The organism is Enterobacter sp. DC1, assembly GCF_000568075.1.
Taxonomy (GTDB): domain Bacteria; phylum Pseudomonadota; class Gammaproteobacteria; order Enterobacterales; family Enterobacteriaceae; genus Enterobacter; species Enterobacter asburiae.
Genome location: NZ_AZUA01000002.1, coordinates 143016 through 161392, shown reverse-complemented (window position 1 = coordinate 161392; position 18377 = coordinate 143016). Strand labels below are relative to the sequence as shown.

The 18377-nt window shown below is 56.4% G+C and carries 19 protein-coding genes; 11 read left to right on the top strand and 8 right to left on the bottom strand.

Features of this window, described 5'->3' with window-relative positions:
• Positions 1-18: 18 nt before the first annotated feature.
• Both P346_RS14935 and P346_RS14940 read right to left on the bottom strand, forming a co-directional pair.
• Positions 19-711, bottom strand: coding sequence for a fimbrial biogenesis chaperone (locus tag P346_RS14935; RefSeq protein WP_032658578.1), 693 nt, complete (start codon positions 709-711; stop codon positions 19-21).
• Between the two features lie 135 nt (positions 712-846).
• Positions 847-1422 (bottom strand): fimbrial protein, encoded by a 576-nt coding sequence (locus P346_RS14940; protein WP_032658576.1) that lies wholly within the window; start codon positions 1420-1422, stop codon positions 847-849.
• Positions 1423-1927: 505 nt separating this feature from the next.
• Here P346_RS14940 and flhB point away from each other — a divergent pair.
• From flhB to flhE, 3 genes are read left to right on the top strand one after another with little or no spacing between them, the layout of a single operon-like run.
• Positions 1928-3076, top strand: a complete 1149-nt coding sequence (flhB, locus tag P346_RS14945; protein ID WP_029741778.1) for a flagellar biosynthesis protein FlhB — start codon at positions 1928-1930, stop codon at positions 3074-3076.
• Positions 3069-5147: a flagellar biosynthesis protein FlhA gene (flhA, locus tag P346_RS14950; protein ID WP_023312249.1), complete on the top strand. Its 2079-nt coding sequence runs from the start codon at positions 3069-3071 to the stop codon at positions 5145-5147. The genes flhB and flhA overlap by 8 nt, the downstream gene beginning before the upstream one ends.
• Positions 5147-5539 carry a flagellar protein FlhE gene (gene flhE / locus P346_RS14955; RefSeq protein WP_032658574.1) on the top strand — a complete coding sequence of 131 codons (393 nt, stop codon included), beginning with the start codon at positions 5147-5149 and terminating at the stop codon, positions 5537-5539. The genes flhA and flhE overlap by 1 nt, the downstream gene beginning before the upstream one ends.
• A gap of 56 nt (positions 5540-5595) precedes the next feature.
• Here flhE and argS read toward each other — a convergent pair whose 3' ends face one another.
• Positions 5596-7329 (bottom strand): arginine--tRNA ligase, encoded by a 1734-nt coding sequence (argS, locus tag P346_RS14960; RefSeq protein WP_032658572.1) that lies wholly within the window; start codon positions 7327-7329, stop codon positions 5596-5598.
• Between the two features lie 239 nt (positions 7330-7568).
• Between argS and P346_RS14965 the strand changes: the two genes are divergently transcribed.
• Entirely contained in the window at positions 7569-8129 is a 561-nt protein-coding gene (locus P346_RS14965) for a VOC family protein (protein WP_032658571.1), read from the top strand.
• A gap of 78 nt (positions 8130-8207) precedes the next feature.
• Positions 8208-8951, top strand: a complete 744-nt coding sequence (cutC, locus tag P346_RS14970; protein WP_032658570.1) for a copper homeostasis protein CutC — start codon at positions 8208-8210, stop codon at positions 8949-8951.
• A gap of 262 nt (positions 8952-9213) precedes the next feature.
• On the opposite strand, the gene cmoB is transcribed toward cutC, so the two are convergent.
• The 5 genes from cmoB to P346_RS14995 are packed head-to-tail and all read right to left on the bottom strand — an operon-like array spanning position 9214 to position 12794.
• A complete protein-coding gene (gene cmoB / locus P346_RS14975; protein WP_032658568.1) occupies positions 9214-10185 on the bottom strand; it encodes a tRNA 5-methoxyuridine(34)/uridine 5-oxyacetic acid(34) synthase CmoB in 972 nt (323 codons plus the stop codon).
• Entirely contained in the window at positions 10182-10925 is a 744-nt protein-coding gene (cmoA, locus tag P346_RS14980) for a carboxy-S-adenosyl-L-methionine synthase CmoA (RefSeq protein ID WP_032658566.1), read from the bottom strand. Before cmoA ends, cmoB begins: the two co-directional genes overlap by 4 nt.
• Before the next feature lie 40 nt (positions 10926-10965).
• A complete protein-coding gene (locus P346_RS14985) occupies positions 10966-11361 on the bottom strand; it encodes an MAPEG family protein (protein ID WP_021240443.1) in 396 nt (131 codons plus the stop codon).
• A 51-nt stretch (positions 11362-11412) separates the two neighbouring features.
• The gene (locus tag P346_RS14990) at positions 11413-12231 is read right to left on the bottom strand and encodes a DUF72 domain-containing protein (protein ID WP_032658564.1); all 819 of its coding nucleotides are present in this window, start codon (positions 12229-12231) and stop codon (positions 11413-11415) included.
• Complete coding sequence (locus P346_RS14995) at positions 12228-12794, bottom strand: hydrolase (protein ID WP_032658562.1); 567 nt, start codon at positions 12792-12794, stop codon at positions 12228-12230. The genes P346_RS14990 and P346_RS14995 overlap by 4 nt, the downstream gene beginning before the upstream one ends.
• Positions 12795-13057: 263 nt before the next feature.
• On the opposite strand from P346_RS14995, the gene aspS reads away from it, so the two are divergent.
• From aspS to ruvB, 6 genes are all read left to right on the top strand, one after another.
• Entirely contained in the window at positions 13058-14830 is a 1773-nt protein-coding gene (aspS, locus tag P346_RS15000) for an aspartate--tRNA ligase (protein ID WP_032658560.1), read from the top strand.
• Between the two features lies 1 nt (position 14831).
• A complete protein-coding gene (gene nudB / locus P346_RS15005) occupies positions 14832-15275 on the top strand; it encodes a dihydroneopterin triphosphate diphosphatase (protein WP_032658557.1) in 444 nt (147 codons plus the stop codon).
• Positions 15276-15302: 27 nt separating this feature from the next.
• Positions 15303-16043, top strand: coding sequence for a YebC/PmpR family DNA-binding transcriptional regulator (locus tag P346_RS15010; protein WP_008500447.1), 741 nt, complete (start codon positions 15303-15305; stop codon positions 16041-16043).
• Between the two features lie 34 nt (positions 16044-16077).
• Positions 16078-16599: a crossover junction endodeoxyribonuclease RuvC gene (gene ruvC / locus P346_RS15015; protein ID WP_003859749.1), complete on the top strand. Its 522-nt coding sequence runs from the start codon at positions 16078-16080 to the stop codon at positions 16597-16599.
• Between the two features lie 80 nt (positions 16600-16679).
• Complete coding sequence (gene ruvA, locus P346_RS15020; RefSeq protein WP_023312236.1) at positions 16680-17294, top strand: Holliday junction branch migration protein RuvA; 615 nt, start codon at positions 16680-16682, stop codon at positions 17292-17294.
• Between the two features lie 8 nt (positions 17295-17302).
• A complete protein-coding gene (gene ruvB, locus P346_RS15025) occupies positions 17303-18313 on the top strand; it encodes a Holliday junction branch migration DNA helicase RuvB (RefSeq protein ID WP_023312235.1) in 1011 nt (336 codons plus the stop codon).
• Positions 18314-18377 lie beyond the last annotated feature (64 nt).

Below are 18377 nucleotides of genomic sequence, written 5' to 3'. Positions count from 1 at the left end.
TGTCATCATTGCGGTCTTTTAGTCCTGCGCCAGGATGGCGGTGTATTTTTCGGAAGCATTGCCGTAATCGGTTATGCAGCGCCAGGTGACGCTCGTCCCCTGAGCATTGGCAGGGAGAGGAATGTCAACGCGGGATTTAGGGGCAACCATGTCGGCTTTCTCCACTTTGTGCACTCCCAGCGCAAGTGAATCAAAGACGCTGTAGAACGCCCCCGCGTTGATGACAGTGAGCTGCTGACCATGACGAGCGAAGCGCAGGTTTTTGCAGGATTCAGATGGCGTACCGCTCAGTCCGACAGGGCGCCAGAACAGTTTCAGACGCGTTTTATAGATTAACCGCAGGACGTTTTTGTCACCCTCATCCGTAGCCGTGGCAGGAACCGTTCGCACATTCATATAGAACAGCGACTCTTTATCCCCTGCTAAGGCTGTCCCGTTCCAGGTAATGCGCAGGCTTTGCTCTTTTTGCGGATCGAGTCGAAATAGGGGAGGTGTCACGATAAACGGTCCGTGCGTTTTACCATCACCCGTATCCGTCCATGACTGTATTAACCAGGGCAGTTCTTTATCATTATTTTGTAAGGGCAGGGCAACTTCCTTTTTCGCGGCATCGTAGATTATGCGTGTGCGACCTATCTGAACACCTGCTGCGTGACAAAAGGTACTCGCAATAACAGGAATACATAATAAGACCTGGAGTGATATGCGCATGGTGAAACCTTTAATAAAGGACGTTGAGGGGTGATGATAATAGTCCGAATCCGGATTCGGACTATTATCAGAGCATGACTCCTTAAAGGTCATGACGCCTAAATATATATATTCTGAATGTCAGTGATGCGTTTATTAACGGTAAAGAATATTTACCGTCATATCAGCGTCTGCCGGACCGGCGGTAACCGCAGTTGCAAATGATTTGTAGCGGGCATTAAAATCAGCCTTAATCGTATCCGAGGATTTTGTCGCCAGTTCGATATAGACCTGCCCTTCAGCGCCGTCCATAGTAATGAGTTTATCATCTTTACCCGCCAGGCTGACGGCAACGCCGATACCGGAGGCCGCGGTTTCGCCCGTGGTGGTAATTTTACTGACGTCCAGCAGCGTATTGGTACCGGTCAGGGTTGTTGGGCCGTTAAAGGTCAGCTGTACAGCTGGAAGCCCAGCGCTTGTTAACGGACAGTTCGCCAGCGTAACGGAGAACGGTGTAAGTGCGGTTTCCGTCCCAACAGCAGTAAACAATGATATTGGATAGGTACCCAGTGGGATAGTACTGTCCGTGCCGTCGTCGCCCTGAATCGTGCAGCTCGATTCGATAATTTCACCCGTGAAGTGAACAGTGCCGGCATTCATTTCAGCGGCGAAACCAGTTATCGACAGCGTTGCAAGAGCTAAGCCCGCAATAATATTCTTTTTCAAATCCATCTTAAATGTTCCTTTAAGTAAAAAGAAATATCTGGCATATGATTTGCTTTCTCGTGAGAAGTAAATTATGTCGCGTGAAATTATAACATTTAAATTTTTTCTGGTAAGTGAGCTTCAGGGCGAATGTTGTGTTGATTAATCCATTTTTGGATTTTCTACAGTAATGTTTAAATAGAGTTCCAATTGATCTGAATTATTGAATTTACATATTTATATCATTCCTGCAATATTAAGAGGTTAAAATCGGCGACTATGCTAATTTTGTTTAGGGGTATTTTTTAATAAACATTTTTAAAACTTCGCTTAATTCATTTTGTGATATGAAACGCATCACACAAGTCGGAACAATCTTTGTTCGAACATTTCGTGCCCTCTCTTCGCTCGCCCAACGTACGGAGTGCGGTCTTAAACTGGATAAAAAGACCCGGTTATAGGGGTTTATCAGCCCATTGATGAAAGGCGGTGCTGGCATGATACCCGTGACGTAATGGGCTGAGCATGCACTGTGGCAGAAGAGAACGACGACAAAACGGAAGCCCCCACACCCCACCGACTAGAAAAAGCGCGTGAGGAAGGGCAGATCCCCCGATCCCGAGAATTAACCTCCCTGCTGATCCTTATCGTAGGGGTGTGCATTATCTGGTGGGGCGGGGAGTCGCTCGCCCGCAAGCTGGCGGGAATGTTGTCCACCGGCTTACGTTTTGATCACAGCATGGTCAACGATCCGAATCTGATCCTCAGCCAGATTATTCAGCTTATCAAGGGGGCCATGGTCGCGCTGTTGCCCCTGATTACCGGCGTCGTGCTGGTCGCGCTGGTCTCTCCGGTGATGCTCGGCGGTCTGGTTTTTAGTGCCAAATCGCTGCAACCGAAATTTTCCAAACTGAACCCGCTGCCGGGCATTGCGAAAATGTTCTCTGCGCAGACCGGGGCTGAACTGCTCAAAGCCGTTCTTAAATCGGTGCTGATGGGCAGTTCCGCAGGCTTTTACCTCTGGTACCACTGGCCTGAAATGATGCGTCTTATCAGCGAATCGCCTCTCACCGCAATGAGCAACGCGCTGAATCTGGTCGGGCTCTGCGCGCTGCTGGTGGTGCTCAGCATTATCCCGATGGTGGGTTTTGACGTGATCTTCCAGCTTTATACCCACTTCAAAAAGCTGCGCATGTCGCGTCAGGATATCCGTGACGAATATAAGCAGATGGAAGGTGACCCGCACGTTAAAGGGCGTATCCGCCAGATGCAGCGTGCCGCCGCCCGTCGCCGCATGATGGACGATGTGCCGAAGGCCGACGTCATTGTTACCAATCCGACGCACTATTCCGTTGCGCTGCGCTATGACGAAAACAAAATGAGCGCGCCGAAAGTCGTTGCGAAAGGCGCGGGGCTGATCGCACTGCGTATCCGGGAAATTGGCACTGAGCACCGCGTGCCGATCCTGGAAGCTCCTCCGCTGGCGCGTGCCCTTTACCGCCATGCGGATATCGGACAACAGATCCCGGGACAACTCTACGCCGCCGTGGCGGAAGTGCTGGCCTGGGTGTGGCAGTTGAAGCGCTGGCGTCTGGCTGGCGGTCAGCGGCCTGTGAAACCTGAAAACCTTCCGGTGCCTGCCGCGCTGGATTTTATGAACGAGAAGGACTCTGATGGCTAATCTGGTGGCAATGTTGCGCCTGCCCGGCAACCTGAAATCGACCCAATGGCAAATCCTTGCCGGGCCGATTCTGATCCTGCTAATTCTGTCGATGATGGTACTGCCGCTCCCGGCGTTCATCCTCGATCTGCTTTTCACTTTCAATATTGCGCTGTCCATTATGGTGCTGCTGGTGGCGATGTTCACCCAGCGTACCCTGGAGTTTGCCGCGTTCCCGACCATTCTGCTGTTTACCACCTTGCTCCGACTGGCGCTGAACGTCGCGTCCACGCGTATCATCCTGATGGAAGGACACACCGGTGCGGCAGCGGCAGGTAAAGTGGTGGAAGCGTTCGGCCACTTCCTGGTGGGCGGTAATTTCGCGATCGGTATCGTGGTGTTCGTTATCCTCGTTATCATCAACTTTATGGTTATCACCAAAGGTGCAGGGCGTATTGCGGAAGTGGGCGCGCGTTTTGTGCTGGACGGGATGCCGGGCAAGCAGATGGCGATCGACGCCGACCTGAACGCCGGCCTTATCGCCGAAGATGAAGCCAAAAAACGCCGTTCGGAAGTGACGCAGGAGGCGGACTTCTACGGCTCCATGGACGGTGCGAGTAAGTTTGTGCGCGGTGACGCCATCGCGGGCATTCTGATCATGGTGATTAACGTGGTCGGCGGCCTGCTGGTGGGGGTATTGCAGCACGGGATGGACATGGGCCACGCGGCGGAAAGCTATACGCTGCTGACCATTGGTGACGGTCTGGTCGCGCAGATCCCGGCGCTGGTTATCTCTACTGCGGCGGGTGTGATTGTGACCCGCGTGAGTACCGATCAGGACGTTGGCGAGCAGATGGTGGGCCAGCTCTTCAGCAACCCGCGCGTGATGCTGCTGGCCGCTGCCGTTCTGGGTTTGCTCGGACTTGTGCCGGGGATGCCGAACCTCGTTTTCCTGCTGTTTACGGCGGGTCTGCTGGGGCTTGCCTGGTGGATGCGCGGTCGCGAAACCAAACCGGCAGCGGAGCCTGTTCAGGTAAAAATGCCGGAAAATACCCAGGCCGTCGAAGCGACCTGGAACGACGTTCAGCTGGAAGATTCCCTGGGAATGGAAGTGGGCTATCGCCTGATTCCGATGGTCGATTTCCAGCAGGATGGCGAGCTGCTTGGCCGTATCCGCAGCATCCGTAAAAAATTCGCGCAGGATATGGGCTTCCTGCCGCCGGTTGTACACATCCGCGACAATATGGACCTACCGCCCGCGCGCTATCGCATTCTGATGAAAGGGGTCGAAATTGGCAGCGGTGATGCCTATCCGGGCCGCTGGCTGGCGATTAACCCGGGCACCGCCGCGGGCACGCTGCCGGGCGAGCAAACTATCGATCCTGCCTTTGGCCTGGCCGCTATCTGGATTGAAAGTGCCCTGAAAGAGCAGGCGCAAATCCAGGGGTATACGGTTGTTGAAGCCAGTACCGTGGTGGCGACCCATCTTAATCACCTGATTGGGCAATTCTCGGCGGAGCTGTTTGGCCGTCAGGAAGCGCAGCAGCTGCTGGACCGCGTCACGCAGGAGATGCCGAAGCTGACCGAAGATCTGGTCCCGGGCGTGGTGACGCTGACGACGCTGCACAAGGTGCTGCAAAACCTGCTCGAAGAAAAGGTGCCGATCCGCGATATGCGCACCATTCTGGAAACGCTGGCAGAGCATGCGCCGATACAAAACGATCCGCACGAGCTGACGGCGGTGGTTCGCGTGGCGCTGGGCCGCGCGATCACCCAACAGTGGTTCCCGGGAACCGGAGAAGTGCAGGTTATTGGCCTCGATACGCCGCTTGAACGTCTGCTGCTGCAGGCCCTGCAGGGCGGGGGCGGCCTGGAGCCGGGGCTGGCGGACCGTCTGCTGGCGCAAACGCAGGAGGCGCTGGCGCGCCAGGAGATGCTGGGCGCGCCGCCGGTGCTGCTGGTTAACCATGCGCTGCGTCCGCTGCTGTCGCGCTTCCTGCGTCGTAGTCTGAATCAGCTGGTCGTGCTGTCGAATATGGAGCTGTCGGATAACCGTCATATTCGCATGACCGCGACGATTGGAGGAAAATAATGCGTAAATGGCTCTGGATTGTGCTCTTCCCGCTGGCGGCGCACGCTGCCGGAGAGGGCACCTGGCAGGCGAGCAGCATGGGGGTGACCCTCAGCAACCGGGGCGTCGCCATGTCATCTAACCCGCTGTCGCCTTCTGAAGGCGTTTCCGGTCAGATGGGCCTTGTGGTCTGGAATTACCGGCTGATTGGCCCAACGCCCGCAGGGCTGCGGGTGCGCCTTTGTTCTCAGACGCGCTGCACGGAAATCGACGGCGAAAATGGCACGACGCAGGCATTCAACGGCGTACCGGCTATTGAACCTTTGCGTTTCATCTGGGAAGTGCCGGGCGGGGGACGCTTAATCCCGGCGCTGAAAGTGCAGAGTAATTCTGTCATCGTGAATTACCGCTGACGCTTGAATCAGCAGGACTTAAAAACAAAACCCGGCGATTGCCGGGTTTTTTTGTATTACATGCGTTCTACGGTTTCGATACCCAGGGTATCCAGACCCAGCTTCAGGGTCTTCGCCGTGAGCTGCGCCAGCTTCAGGCGGCTGTTGCGGACCGATTCGTTTTCCGCAGACAGAATAGGGCAGTGTTCGTAAAAGCCGGAGAACAGACCCGCCAGATCGTACAGGTAAGCACACATCACGTGCGGCGTGCCGTCACGCGCGACAACCGTCAGCGTCTCTTCAAACTGCAGCAGGCGCGCCGCAAGCTGCGCTTCACGATCTTCCGTGATGGTCACTGCCGCGTTCGCCAGTACGCTTTCATCAATGTTCGCCTTACGGAACACCGAGAGCACGCGGGTGTAGGCGTACTGCATGTAAGGCGCCGTGTTGCCTTCAAACGCCAGCATGTTATCCCAGTCGAAGATGTAGTCGGTGGTGCGGTTCTTGGAGAGATCCGCGTATTTCACCGCACCGATACCCACGGCGTTGGCCAGTTTTTCCAGCTCTTCAGCAGGCATGTCCGGGTTCTTCTCGGCCACCAGACGGCGGGCGCGTTCCAGCGCTTCGTCCAGCAGGTCGGACAGCTTCACGGTACCGCCCGCACGGGTTTTGAACGGCTTGCCGTCTTTGCCCAGCATCATGCCGAACATGTGGTGTTCCAGCGGCACGCAATCCGGCACGTAACCGGCTTTACGCACGATGGTCCACGCCTGCATCAGGTGCTGGTGCTGACGGGAGTCGATGTAGTACAGCACGCGATCGGCATGCAGCGTTTCGTAACGGTACTTCGCACAGGCGATATCGGTGGTGGTATAGAGGTAGCCGCCATCCTTTTTCTGGATGATCACGCCCATCGGTTCGCCTTCCTTGTTTTTATACTCATCAAGGAACACAACCGTTGCGCCTTCGCTCTCTACCGCCAGGTTTTTCGCTTTCAGGTCAGCAACAATGCCGGGCAGCATTGGGTTATACAGGCTTTCACCCATCACGTCGTCACGGGTCAGGGTGACGTTCAGGCGGTTATAGGTCAGCTGGTTCTGAGACATGGTGATGTCGACAAGCTTGCGCCACATCTCGAGGAAGTATTGGTCGCCGCCCTGCAGTTTAACCACGTAGCTGCGCGCGCGCTCGGCAAAGGCTTCGTCTTCGTCGTAGTGTTTTTTGGCTTCGCGGTAGAACCCTTCCAGGTCCGCCAGCGCCATTTCACCCGCGTTTTCCTGCTGCTGTTTTTCCAGGTAAGCAATCAGCATGCCGAACTGGGTACCCCAGTCGCCCACGTGGTTCGCGCGGATCACCCTGTGACCGAGGAACTCGAGCGTGCGCACTGCGGCATCACCGATGATGGTGGAGCGCAGGTGGCCAACGTGCATCTCTTTCGCCACGTTCGGCGCAGAGTAGTCGATCACGACGGTCTGCGCCTCCGGCTGGGAAACGCCCAGACGGTCAGATTTCAGCGCCGCGTCAACGTGGCTTGCCAGGAATGCAGGCTCAAGGAAGATATTGATAAAGCCCGGACCGGCGATTTCGGTTTTGCTGGCAATGCCGGAAAGATCCAGATGCGTCAGTACCTGCTCAGCGAGCTGTCGCGGCGGCATGCCCAGTTTTTTAGCCACTGCCATCACGCCATTAGCCTGATAGTCGCCAAACTGTACTTTTGCTGACTGACGAACCTGCGGTTCGCAATCCGCAGGCGCGCCTGCGGCAATCAGTGCCTGACTGACTTTTTCGGAGAGAAGAGCCTGAATATTCACCTGGATACCTTACGTTTTTGATGCGGGCTTACAACCGCCCGCGCCAGTTAAAGAATTTAGGGCGGGAGTATACTGCAAATGCCTTCTGGCGTCAGCATTGCGGGGCCTGAAGATTGCTCAGAATCCAGGCGGTGAAGGTATGCATAATCATGCAGTCATAAAAAGCCGGATTCTGCGGTTGGTCAAAACAGGGCAACAGAGTAAATTAGCGGCTTTGCGACACGAAAAGAGAGTGAATTATGGCGAACTGGCAATCCATTGACGAACTGCATGATATTTCCGCAGATTTACCGCGCTTCACCCAGGCGTTCACAGAACTTGCCACCCGTCTTGGTCTGGATATCGCGCCGCTTGAGGCCGATCACATCTCTTTGCGCTGTCATCAGAATGCCACGGCCGAGCGCTGGCGTCGCGGGTTTGAGCAGTGCGGTGAGTTACTGTCCGAGAACATCATCAATGGTCGCCCCATTTGCCTGTTCAAACTGTATGAACCGGTGAACGTGGCGCACTGGCAATTCACCGTGGTTGAACTGCCGTGGCCGGGAGAGAAACGCTATCCGCACGAAGGCTGGGAACATATCGAAATTGTTCTGCCGGGAGAGCCGGAAACGTTGAACGCGCGCGCGCTGTCCCTCCTTTCTGACGAAGGCTTAAGCAAGCCGGGAATTTTTGTGAAGACGAGTTCACCCAAAGGCGAGCGCGAGCGGTTACCTAACCCGACGCTGGCCGTCACTGACGGACAGGTCACGGTGAAGTTTCATCCGTGGACCATTGAGCAGATCGTTGCCAGCGAAGCGTAAGAGATGTGAGTTCACGCCGGGACTGGAAACGAACGGCGTGTAATGATGTTTCGTTTAGTGGAATTTCAGGAGGATTAAATGGCGCTGCTGGAGATTTGTTGTTACAGCGTGGAGTGTGCCGTGACCGCGCAAAAGCACGGGGCTGACCGCATTGAACTGTGTGCGGCACCCAAAGAGGGCGGGCTGACGCCGTCTTACGGCGTGTTGAAGTCTGCCCGTCAGGCCGTCACCATTCCCGTGCACCCGATTATTCGTCCGCGCGGCGGTGATTTTTGTTACACGGCGGGCGAGTTCAGTGCCATGCTTGATGATATCGCGCTCGTTCGGGACCTGGGGTTTCCAGGGCTGGTGACCGGCCTGCTGGATGAAGACGGCAATATCGATATACCGCGCATGCGTCAGATTATGAACGCCGCGCAGGGGCTGGCCGTCACTTTTCATCGCGCATTTGATATGTGCAAAGATCCGCTTCAGGCCTTTGAAACACTTGGAGAACTTGGCGTGGCGCGCATCCTGACATCGGGTCAGCAAGCGTCAGCTGAAAAAGGACTGCAATTAATTACGGAACTAAAAGCACATTCCGGTGTTCCAATAATAATGGCGGGTGCGGGAGTCCGCGCCAGCAATCTGGAACGGTTTTTAAACGCAGGGGTAGAAGAGCTGCACAGCTCCGCGGGTAAATGGATACCTTCGCCCATGCGTTATCGCAATACAGGATTGTCAATGTCGACGGATGCTGAAGCGGATGAGTATTCACGCTATGGCGTAGAGGGAGAGTCGGTTGCGGAAATGAAGTCGCTGATTGAGCGCCATCACGTGTAGCAACGTACCGATTTTTACCGCGCATCATGTCGCCCAATATGATGCTTGCTTGTACCAGGCCCCTGCAATTTCAACAGGGGCCTTTTTTTCTTCTTCATATTTCAAGCCGCAGCTGCGTTGGCCGCCTCGCTCACCCCGGTCACTTACTGATGTAAGCTCCCGGGGATTCGCTGCGTTGCCGCCTTGCTGCAACTTGAACTATTTCGGAGAAAACGTGCTACGAGTAGGCCGGGTAAGGCGTAGCCGCCACCCGGCTAAAAGGCTACGGCTTGGTCGCAATCAACACCGCACGCATCGGGGCCTGATAGCCTTCGATGGTTTTGCTGTGGTCGGCCGGGTCGAGGAACTGCTCCAGCGATTCGGTGATCATCCAGTCGGTGCGGCGCTGTTCCTCAATTGAGGTCACGCTGACGTCGGCAATCCGCACATCCACAAACCCGCACTTCTCCAGCCAGTTCTTCAGCGCCAGCGCGGAAGGGATGAAGTAAACGTTGCGCATCTGCGCGTAGCGATCGCCCGGGACCAGAACGGCATGTTCATCGCCTTCAATCACCAGCGTTTCCAGCACCAGCTCGCCGCCGCTGACCAGCTGATCCTTCAGTTGCCACAGGTGTTCAAGCGGGGAACGACGGTGATACAGCACGCCCATGGAGAAGACGGTATCAAACGCTTTCAGGGCAGGGAGTTGTTCAATGCCCAGCGGCAGCAGGTGCGCGCGCTGGTCGTTACCCAGCAGCTTGCGCACCGCTTCAAACTGGCACAGGAACAGCTGCATCGGGTCAATACCGACCGCCAGATGCGCGCCCGCGCCAATCATGCGCCACATGTGGTAACCGCTGCCGCAGCCCACGTCCAGAATGGTACGTCCGGTCAGGTCGGAAAGGTGGGGCAGAACGCGATCCCATTTCCAGTCAGAGCGCCATTCGGTATTGATGTCCACGCCGTAAAGTGAAAACGGCCCTTTGCGCCACGGCATCAGATTACGCATCAGCGTTTCGATGCGGTTGATCTGCCCGGCCGGGAGCGGCTCTTCGCTCTCGGCGGTTACGCTGTGGAGAAGATCCAGACGATGCGGGGTCAGTTCGGGCAGAAACTCCACCGCGTTTGACCACTGCTTTAACAGGCCGTGCTGCTGATCGCGCTGCCAGGCGGCAATCTGCGCGGGCAAGGTTTCCAGCCAGTGGGAGAGCTGGTTTTTGGCAATCAGCTGATAAAAGTTACTGAATTCGATCATGAGGATTCTCCCGCTTTCAGCGCCACCAGAGAGCCAAAGTTAAAGCACTGGAACCACAGTTCGCTGTGCTCAAACCCGGCTTTGCTCAGACGCGCTTTGTGGGTTTCTACGGAATCCGTCAGCATCACGTTTTCGAGCATGCTGCGCTTCTGGCTGATCTCCAGCTCGCTGTAGCCGTTCGCCCGTTTGAAATCGTGGTGCATATTGAACAGCAGTTCACCAACCTCGGCATCTTCGAAGCTGAATTTCTCCGAGAGCACCAGCGCGCCGCCGGGATTCAGCCCCTGGTAAATTTTATCCAGCAGCAGCTGGCGGTCTTCTGGCACCAGGAACTGAAGGGTGAAATTCAGCACCACCATCGAGGCGTTATTGATCTCAATCTCGCGGATATCACCTTCCACCACGTCCACCGGGACAGGGGCTTTGTACGCGTCAATATGGCGACGGCAGCGCTCAACCATGGCCGGGGAGTTATCGACGGCAATGATTCGGCAGCCTTCCTGGTGAATGTTACGACGAACCGACAGCGTTGCCGCGCCGAGCGAGCAGCCCAGGTCATAGACCTGCGTGCCGGGTTGAACGAAGCGCTCAGCCAGCATGCCGATCATAGAGATAATATTGGAATAACCGGGAACAGAGCGCTGGATCATATCCGGGAAGACTTCGGCTACCCGTTCATCGAAGGTCCAGTCGCCCAGGCTGGCGATAGGCGCGGAAAAAAGCGTGTCGCGATCTGACATAACGTAAAAATCCGGGAAAAATAAAGTGGCGTATTGTGCGCTAATGGAGGGAGAAAACCAACTCCCACGGCATATACCACAGGTTAGCCAGCACCATCAGCAAAAGCGAACACCAGGTCGCACTCATGCCGGAACGACGCCAGCGGATTAAGCGGTGGTGAAAACCGTAATAGTGCATCAGGCGGCCAGCAATAAGAAGCAGGCCACAGATGTGCACCATCCAGGTTTCTGCGCCATTCATCTCCATAAACAGCAGCAGGATTAAGGCTGCGGGGATGTATTCGACCGCGTTGCCATGAATGCGGATAGCGCTTTGTAGCTCTGAAAATCCGCCGTCACCGTAAGAGACGCGGTACAGCGTTCTGAGGCGCACAACATCAAATGAAAACTTAATCAGCAGTAATGCACCTAACACCGCATACAGCGCGCTGACCATACAAACTCCCTGTTTTTGGCAGATGGCACTTCACTATGATAGGGGGTGATATCAGAAAAGAGAAGATTGTTGTGGGATGGAAGGGGCGCTGCCTACGGACGGCACCGCAGCCTGCAAGGCCTGCCACAGAGCATCGACCAGTTCGGGCGCCTGGGCGATATCCGGCGTGTGCAAAAAGAGATACGGCGTGGTGGTGTCTTCCCACTTCGCTAACGTTTGCAGCCAGACGGCGAACATCGCCTGATTTTGCTGCATGTTATCGCTGCCGATATACCTGACCATTGGGTTATGCGCGGTCACGATGGCGTGGACCGGCACTTTCGGTTTTTTACGCTGGGCTTCAACGATGGCTTCGCTATGGGGCACAGCGCTGTGCACCGGCCGGCTATCGAGGATCACCCGGTTAACGGAACGCTCAAGCAGGCCGCGATTGAGCGCTTTTTCTGCTTCGCCCTTTGCAAAAAATTCAGGATGCCTGACTTCAACGCCGTAGGTGAATTCACGGGGCAGGGCATCAAGGAACTGCCAGAGCGCAGGTAAATCGCGCGGGCCAAACGTGGCGGGTAGCTGGATCCAGTACTGACCGATGCGGTTCGCCAGCGGCGACATGCGCGTAAAAAACTCTTCGGTCAAATCCCCGCAGTTGCGCAGCGCGGCCTGGTGGGAAATGGTGGCCGGAAACTTAAAGCAGAAGCGGAAGTCGTCGGTCGTTTGTTCCCGCCAGCGCGTAACAATCTCGGCTTTGGGAAGCGCATACAGGGTGGTGTTGCCCTCGACACAGTTGAAGTGCCGGGCATATTCCTCAAGGCTGGTGATGCCAAGGCGCACCCATTTCGGGTGCGACCACTGGGGCAGGCCCACGTACATCATAGCGCGCTGACAATCTCATCCGTGCTGCGCACGCGGCCGATGCGCGGGAAGATATGGGTCATGCTGCCCTGGTGCTGTTCCGCGGAGGCCGCGCTGCAGGCATCTTCGGCGATCACCAGATTAAAGCCCAGCTCCCACGCGTTGCGGGCGGTAGACTCCACGCCGATGTTGGTGGAAATGCCGCACAGGATGATGGTGTCGATGCCGCGACGGCGGAGCTGCAGCTCGAGATCGGTACCGTAAAATGCGCCCCACTGGCGTTTGGTTACTTCAATATCGCCGTCGCGTTCGCCGAGTGAGGCCGGGTACGTCCACCAGTTTTCCGGCAGGGCGCGTGCAGGAGCCTGGGCATCAACGGGCTGTTTTAACGCTTCGGCGTAATCCGCGGACCAGCCGACGCGCACCATGACAACAGGCGCACCGCTGGCACGACATGTTTCCGCCAGGCGAGCCGCGCGGCTGACCACATCATCCGCGGTATGCGGGCCACCGGCGAAGGGCAGGATGCCTTCCTGTAAATCAATCACAACAAGTGCGGTTTTACTGGCATCAAGTGTTAACATCGTTACTCCCGTTAAATGAATCACTTCCAGACACCATACGACGTGATGGCCTGTTCCTGGTCGGATAATTTTGTTAATTTTTGTGAGAATGCGCAATAAGAGTGCAGCAAACGACCGCCAGGCCGTGGTTCGCTCTTATCGTCCGGCGGAATTTCCAGTATAATAGCCGCCTTTTTTCATCCAGTTGTGACATACAGAAAGCTGCGACATAGTAGCCTGCATACCAGGCGACATTTAGCCTGCGGCTAATTAAGGGATATCTCATGCGTACAGAATATTGCGGGCAGCTGCGTCAGTCCCACGTCGGACAGCAGGTAACCCTGTGTGGTTGGGTCAATCGTCGTCGTGATCTTGGTAGCCTTATCTTCATCGATATGCGCGACCGCGAAGGTATCGTTCAGGTGTTCTTCGATCCGGATCGCGCAGATGCGTTGAAGCTGGCCTCTGAGCTGCGTAATGAGTTCTGCATTCAGGTTACCGGCACCGTGCGCGCGCGTGACGAGAAAAACGTCAACGCCGACATGGCGACGGGTGCTATCGAAGTGCTGGCGTCCGATCTGGTGATCATCAACCGTGCAGAAGCGCTGCCGCTGGACTCCAACCACGTCAACACTGAAGAAGCGCGTCTGAAATACCGCTACCTGGATCTGCGTCGTCCGGAAATGGCTCAGCGCCTGAAAACCCGTGCGAAAATCACCAGCCTGGTGCGTCGCTTTATGGATGACCACGGTTTCCTCGACATCGAAACCCCGATGCTGACCAAAGCCACGCCGGAAGGCGCGCGCGATTACCTGGTCCCATCCCGCGTTCATAAAGGCAAATTCTACGCGCTGCCGCAGTCTCCACAGCTGTTCAAACAGCTGCTGATGATGTCCGGCTTCGATCGCTACTATCAGATCGTTAAATGCTTCCGCGACGAAGACCTGCGCGCTGACCGCCAGCCAGAATTTACCCAGATCGATGTGGAAACCTCCTTCATGACCGCCGAGCAGGTGCGTGAAGTGATGGAAGCCCTGGTGCGTAGCCTGTGGAACGACGTGAAAGGCGTTGATCTGGGCGATTTCCCTATCATGACCTTCGCTGAAGCCGAGCGTCGTTACGGCTCCGACAAACCCGACCTGCGTAACCCTATGGAGCTGGTGGACGTAGCAGACCTGGTGAAAGGCGTTGAGTTTGCCGTCTTCGCTGGCCCGGCTAACGATCCTAAAGGCCGTGTGGCGGCCCTGCGTGTACCGGGTGGTGCTGCCCTGAGCCGCAAGCAGATCGACGACTACGGCAACTTCATCAAGATCTACGGCGCGAAAGGTCTGGCCTATATTAAAGTGACCGAGCGCGCGAAAGGTCTCGAAGGCATCACCAGCCCGGTAGCGAAATTCCTGAACGCGGACATCGTGGAAGCGATCCTTGAGCGCACCGGCGCGCAGGACGGCGACATGATCTTCTTCGGCGCAGACAACAAGAAAGTCGTGGCGGATGCGATGGGCGCGCTGCGTCTGAAGCTCGGCAAAGACCTGAGCCTGACCGACGAAAACAAATGGGCGCCGCTGTGGGTTATCGACTTCCCAATGTTTGAAGACGACGGTGAAGGCGGCCTGACCGCAATGCACCACCCGTTCACCTCGCCAAAAGACATGACGGCGGCAGAGCTGAAAGCGGCACCGGAAGATGCGGTCGCGAACGCTTATGACATGGTTATCAACGGCTACGAAGTGGGCGGTGGTTCCGTGCGTATTCACAGCGGTGAAATGCAGCAGACCGTGTTCGGCATCCTGGGCATCAACGAGCAGGAGCAGCGCGAGAAGTTTGGCTTCCTGCTGGACGCGCTGAAATACGGTACGCCGCCGCACGCGGGTCTGGCCTTCGGTCTTGACCGTCTGACCATGCTGCTGACTGGCACCGATAACATTCGTGATGTTATTGCCTTCCCGAAAACCACTGCCGCAGCGTGTCTGATGACCGAAGCGCCAAGCTTTGCCAACCCGGCCTCTCTGGCCGAGCTGGGCATTGAAGTGGTGAAGAAGGAAGAGAAAAACTGATATGGCATATAAGCTTCCCGTTTCGGTCCTGGTGGTCATTTATGCAGAAGACACGAAGCGGGTGCTGATGTTGCAGCGGCGCGATGACCCTGATTTCTGGCAGTCGGTAACCGGCAGTCTGGAAGAGGGGGAAACCGCGTTGCAGGCCGCCGCGCGCGAAGTAAAGGAAGAGGTCACCATTGACGTTGCCCGCGAGCAACTGACCCTGAAGGACTGCCAGCGCACGGTGGAGTTTGAAATTTTTAGCCATTTACGTCATCGCTACGCGCCGGGTACTGAGCGCAATACGGAGTCGTGGTTCTGTCTCGCGCTCCCCCATGAACGGGAGATCGTGTTTACCGAACACCTGACCTACCGCTGGGTAAATGCGGCGGACGCCGCCGCACTGACCAAGTCGTGGAGCAACCGGCAGGCGATTGAAGAATTTGTAATTAACGCAGCCTGAGAAGGCGCGATTTTTGGAGAACTTTTTATGGCAGGTCATAGTAAGTGGGCCAACACCAAACACCGCAAAGCGGCACAGGATGCCAAGCGCGGTAAGATCTTTACCAAAATCATTCGCGAGCTGGTGACAGCAGCGCGTCTGGGCGGCGGCGACCCGGCTTCTAACCCGCGTCTGCGCGCGGCGGTAGATAAAGCGCTGTCTAACAACATGACGCGTGACACCCTGAACCGTGCTATCGCACGTGGCGTGGGCGGTGATGAAGACGCGAACATGGAAACCATCATTTATGAAGGTTACGGCCCTGGCGGTACTGCGGTGATGGTTGAGTGTCTTTCCGACAACCGTAACCGTACCGTTGCGGAAGTGCGCCACGCGTTCACCAAAACCGGTGGCAACCTGGGCACTGATGGGTCCGTTGCTTACCTGTTCAGCAAAAAAGGCGTCATCTCCTTCGAGAAAGGCGACGAAGATGCGATCATGGAAGCGGCGCTGGAAGCCGGTGCGGAAGACGTAGTGACCTTCGATGACGGTGCTATCGACGTTTATACCGCGTGGGAAGAGATGGGTGCCGTGCGCGACGCGCTGGAAGCGGCTGGCCTGAAAGCGGACAACGCTGAAGTCTCCATGATCCCGTCCACCAAAGCGGACATGGATGCGGAAACGGCACCAAAACTGCTGCGTCTTATCGACATGCTCGAAGACTGCGACGACGTTCAGGAAGTGTACCACAACGGTGAAATCTCTGATGAGGTTGCAGCGACTCTCTGATGAGAGCCTGTAAACCGTTTACGGGAGACGCGTGATGTCGATTATTCTCGGGATTGACCCAGGCTCACGCGTCACCGGTTATGGCGTTATCCGTCAGGTGGGACGCCAGTTAACCTACCTGGGCAGCGGCTGTATTCGCACCAAAGTGGACGATCTTCCTTCGCGCCTGAAGCTCATTTATGCGGGCGTGTCGGAGATCATCACCCAGTTTCAGCCGGACTATTTCGCCATCGAGCAGGTCTTTATGGCGAAAAACGCCGATTCGGCGCTAAAGCTCGGTCAGGCGCGCGGTGTCGCCATCGTCGCTGCCGTGAACCAGGATTTACCGGTATTCGAATACGCGGCGCGTCAGGTCAAGCAGACGGTGGTGGGCATTGGGAGCGCGGAGAAAAGTCAGGTGCAGCACATGGTGCGCACCTTGCTGAAGCTTCCCGCGAACCCACAGGCTGACGCCGCGGATGCGCTGGCGATTGCGATTACCCACTGTCACGTCAGCCAGAACGCGATGCAAATGAGCGAGTCGCGGCTCAATCTGGCGCGAGGCAGGTTACGATAATCAGAAATCAGGCTGGATAAACATCCAGCCTTTTTTTATTATGTCGGCAGTTAATTTCTCCCAGAACGCAGGAGCGTCACGTGATAGGCAGACTCAGAGGCATCATCATTGAAAAACAACCCCCGTTAGTGCTGCTGGAAGTGGGTGGCGTGGGCTATGAAGTCCATATGCCGATGACCTGCTTCTACGAGCTGCCGGACGCGGGCAAAGAGGCGATTGTCTTTACCCAGTTTGTGGTGCGTGAAGATGCCCAGCTGCTGTACGGCTTCAATAACAAGCAGGAACGGACCCTGTTCCGCGAGCTGATTAAAACCAACGGCGTCGGTCCGAAGCTCGCGCTGGCGATTTTGTCCGGCATGTCGGCACCACAGTTTGTGAATGCCGTTGAGCGCGAAGATCCTGCGGCACTGATTAAGCTCCCGGGCATTGGTAAGAAAACCGCCGAGCGCCTGATTGTCGAGATGAAAGACCGCTTTAAAGGTCTGCATGGCGATCTGTTCACTCCGGCTGCCGATTTGGTACTGACCTCCCCTGGCGGCCCTGCGACGGATGATGACGCCGAGCAGGAAGCGGTTGCCGCGCTGGTGGCGCTGGGCTATAAACCTCAGGAGGCCAGCCGTATGGTGAGCAAAATTGCCAAACCGGACGCCAGCAGTGAAACCCTGATTCGTGAAGCGCTGCGCGCTGCATTGTGAGGTAAAGGATGATTGAAGCAGACCGCCTGGTGTCGGCAGGCACTATTCAGGCAGATGACGTGGTGGATCGCGCGATCCGCCCAAAACTGCTTGATGAGTATATCGGCCAGCCGCAGGTTCGTTCCCAGATGGAGATTTTTATCCAGGCGGCAAAGCTGCGCGGCGATGCGCTCGATCACCTGCTGATTTTTGGCCCTCCAGGTTTGGGGAAAACCACGCTGGCGAATATCGTCGCCAATGAAATGGGCGTCAACCTGCGCACCACTTCCGGCCCGGTGCTGGAGAAGGCGGGCGATCTCGCGGCGATGCTGACCAACCTCGAACCGCATGACGTGCTGTTTATCGATGAGATCCACCGCCTGTCGCCGGTGGTGGAGGAAGTGCTCTATCCGGCGATGGAAGATTACCAGCTGGATATCATGATCGGTGAAGGCCCGGCCGCGCGCTCTATCAAAATCGATCTGCCGCCGTTTACCCTTATTGGCGCTACCACCCGCGCCGGGTCGTTGACCTCTCCGCTGCGCGACCGTTTCGGCATCGTGCAGCGCCTTGAGTTTTACCAGGTGGCGGACCTCCAGCACATCGTTGGCCGTAGCGCCCGCTATATGGGGCTCGAAATGAGCGAGGAGGGCGCGTTTGAAGTGGCGAAGCGTTCCCGCGGTACGCCGCGTATCGCCAACCGCCTGCTGCGCCGCGTGCGTGACTTTGCCGAAGTGAAGCACGATGGCTCGATTTCCGCGGAGATCGCCGCTCAGGCGCTGGATATGCTGAACGTCGATGCCGAAGGCTTTGACTATATGGACCGTAAACTGCTGCTGGCGGTGCTGGATAAGTTCTTCGGTGGCCCGGTCGGGCTGGATAACCTGGCTGCGGCTATTGGGGAAGAGCGTGAGACGATTGAAGATGTGCTGGAGCCGTATCTGATCCAGCAGGGCTTCCTGCAGCGCACCCCGCGCGGACGTATGGCAACGGTGCGGGCGTGGAATCATTTCGGCATTACGCCACCGGCAATGCCGTAAATAATGCCGGGTGGCGGCTACGCCTTACCCGGCCTACAATTTGGCCTTTGTAGCCCCGGTAAGC

Coding starts and splice junctions, on each gene's coding strand:
- P346_RS14935 (WP_032658578.1), bottom strand. CDS start 711: ATGCGCATATCACTCCAGGTCTTATTATGTATTCCTGTTATTGCGAGT.
- P346_RS14940 (WP_032658576.1), bottom strand. CDS start 1,422: ATGGATTTGAAAAAGAATATTATTGCGGGCTTAGCTCTTGCAACGCTG.
- flhA (WP_023312249.1), top strand. CDS start 3,069: ATGGCTAATCTGGTGGCAATGTTGCGCCTGCCCGGCAACCTGAAATCG.
- flhE (WP_032658574.1), top strand. CDS start 5,147: ATGCGTAAATGGCTCTGGATTGTGCTCTTCCCGCTGGCGGCGCACGCT.
- P346_RS14965 (WP_032658571.1), top strand. CDS start 7,569: ATGGCGAACTGGCAATCCATTGACGAACTGCATGATATTTCCGCAGAT.
- cutC (WP_032658570.1), top strand. CDS start 8,208: ATGGCGCTGCTGGAGATTTGTTGTTACAGCGTGGAGTGTGCCGTGACC.
- cmoB (WP_032658568.1), bottom strand. CDS start 10,185: ATGATCGAATTCAGTAACTTTTATCAGCTGATTGCCAAAAACCAGCTC.
- cmoA (WP_032658566.1), bottom strand. CDS start 10,925: ATGTCAGATCGCGACACGCTTTTTTCCGCGCCTATCGCCAGCCTGGGC.
- P346_RS14985 (WP_021240443.1), bottom strand. CDS start 11,361: ATGGTCAGCGCGCTGTATGCGGTGTTAGGTGCATTACTGCTGATTAAG.
- P346_RS14990 (WP_032658564.1), bottom strand. CDS start 12,231: ATGATGTACGTGGGCCTGCCCCAGTGGTCGCACCCGAAATGGGTGCGC.
- P346_RS14995 (WP_032658562.1), bottom strand. CDS start 12,794: ATGTTAACACTTGATGCCAGTAAAACCGCACTTGTTGTGATTGATTTA.
- aspS (WP_032658560.1), top strand. CDS start 13,058: ATGCGTACAGAATATTGCGGGCAGCTGCGTCAGTCCCACGTCGGACAG.
- nudB (WP_032658557.1), top strand. CDS start 14,832: ATGGCATATAAGCTTCCCGTTTCGGTCCTGGTGGTCATTTATGCAGAA.
- P346_RS15010 (WP_008500447.1), top strand. CDS start 15,303: ATGGCAGGTCATAGTAAGTGGGCCAACACCAAACACCGCAAAGCGGCA.
- ruvC (WP_003859749.1), top strand. CDS start 16,078: ATGTCGATTATTCTCGGGATTGACCCAGGCTCACGCGTCACCGGTTAT.
- ruvB (WP_023312235.1), top strand. CDS start 17,303: ATGATTGAAGCAGACCGCCTGGTGTCGGCAGGCACTATTCAGGCAGAT.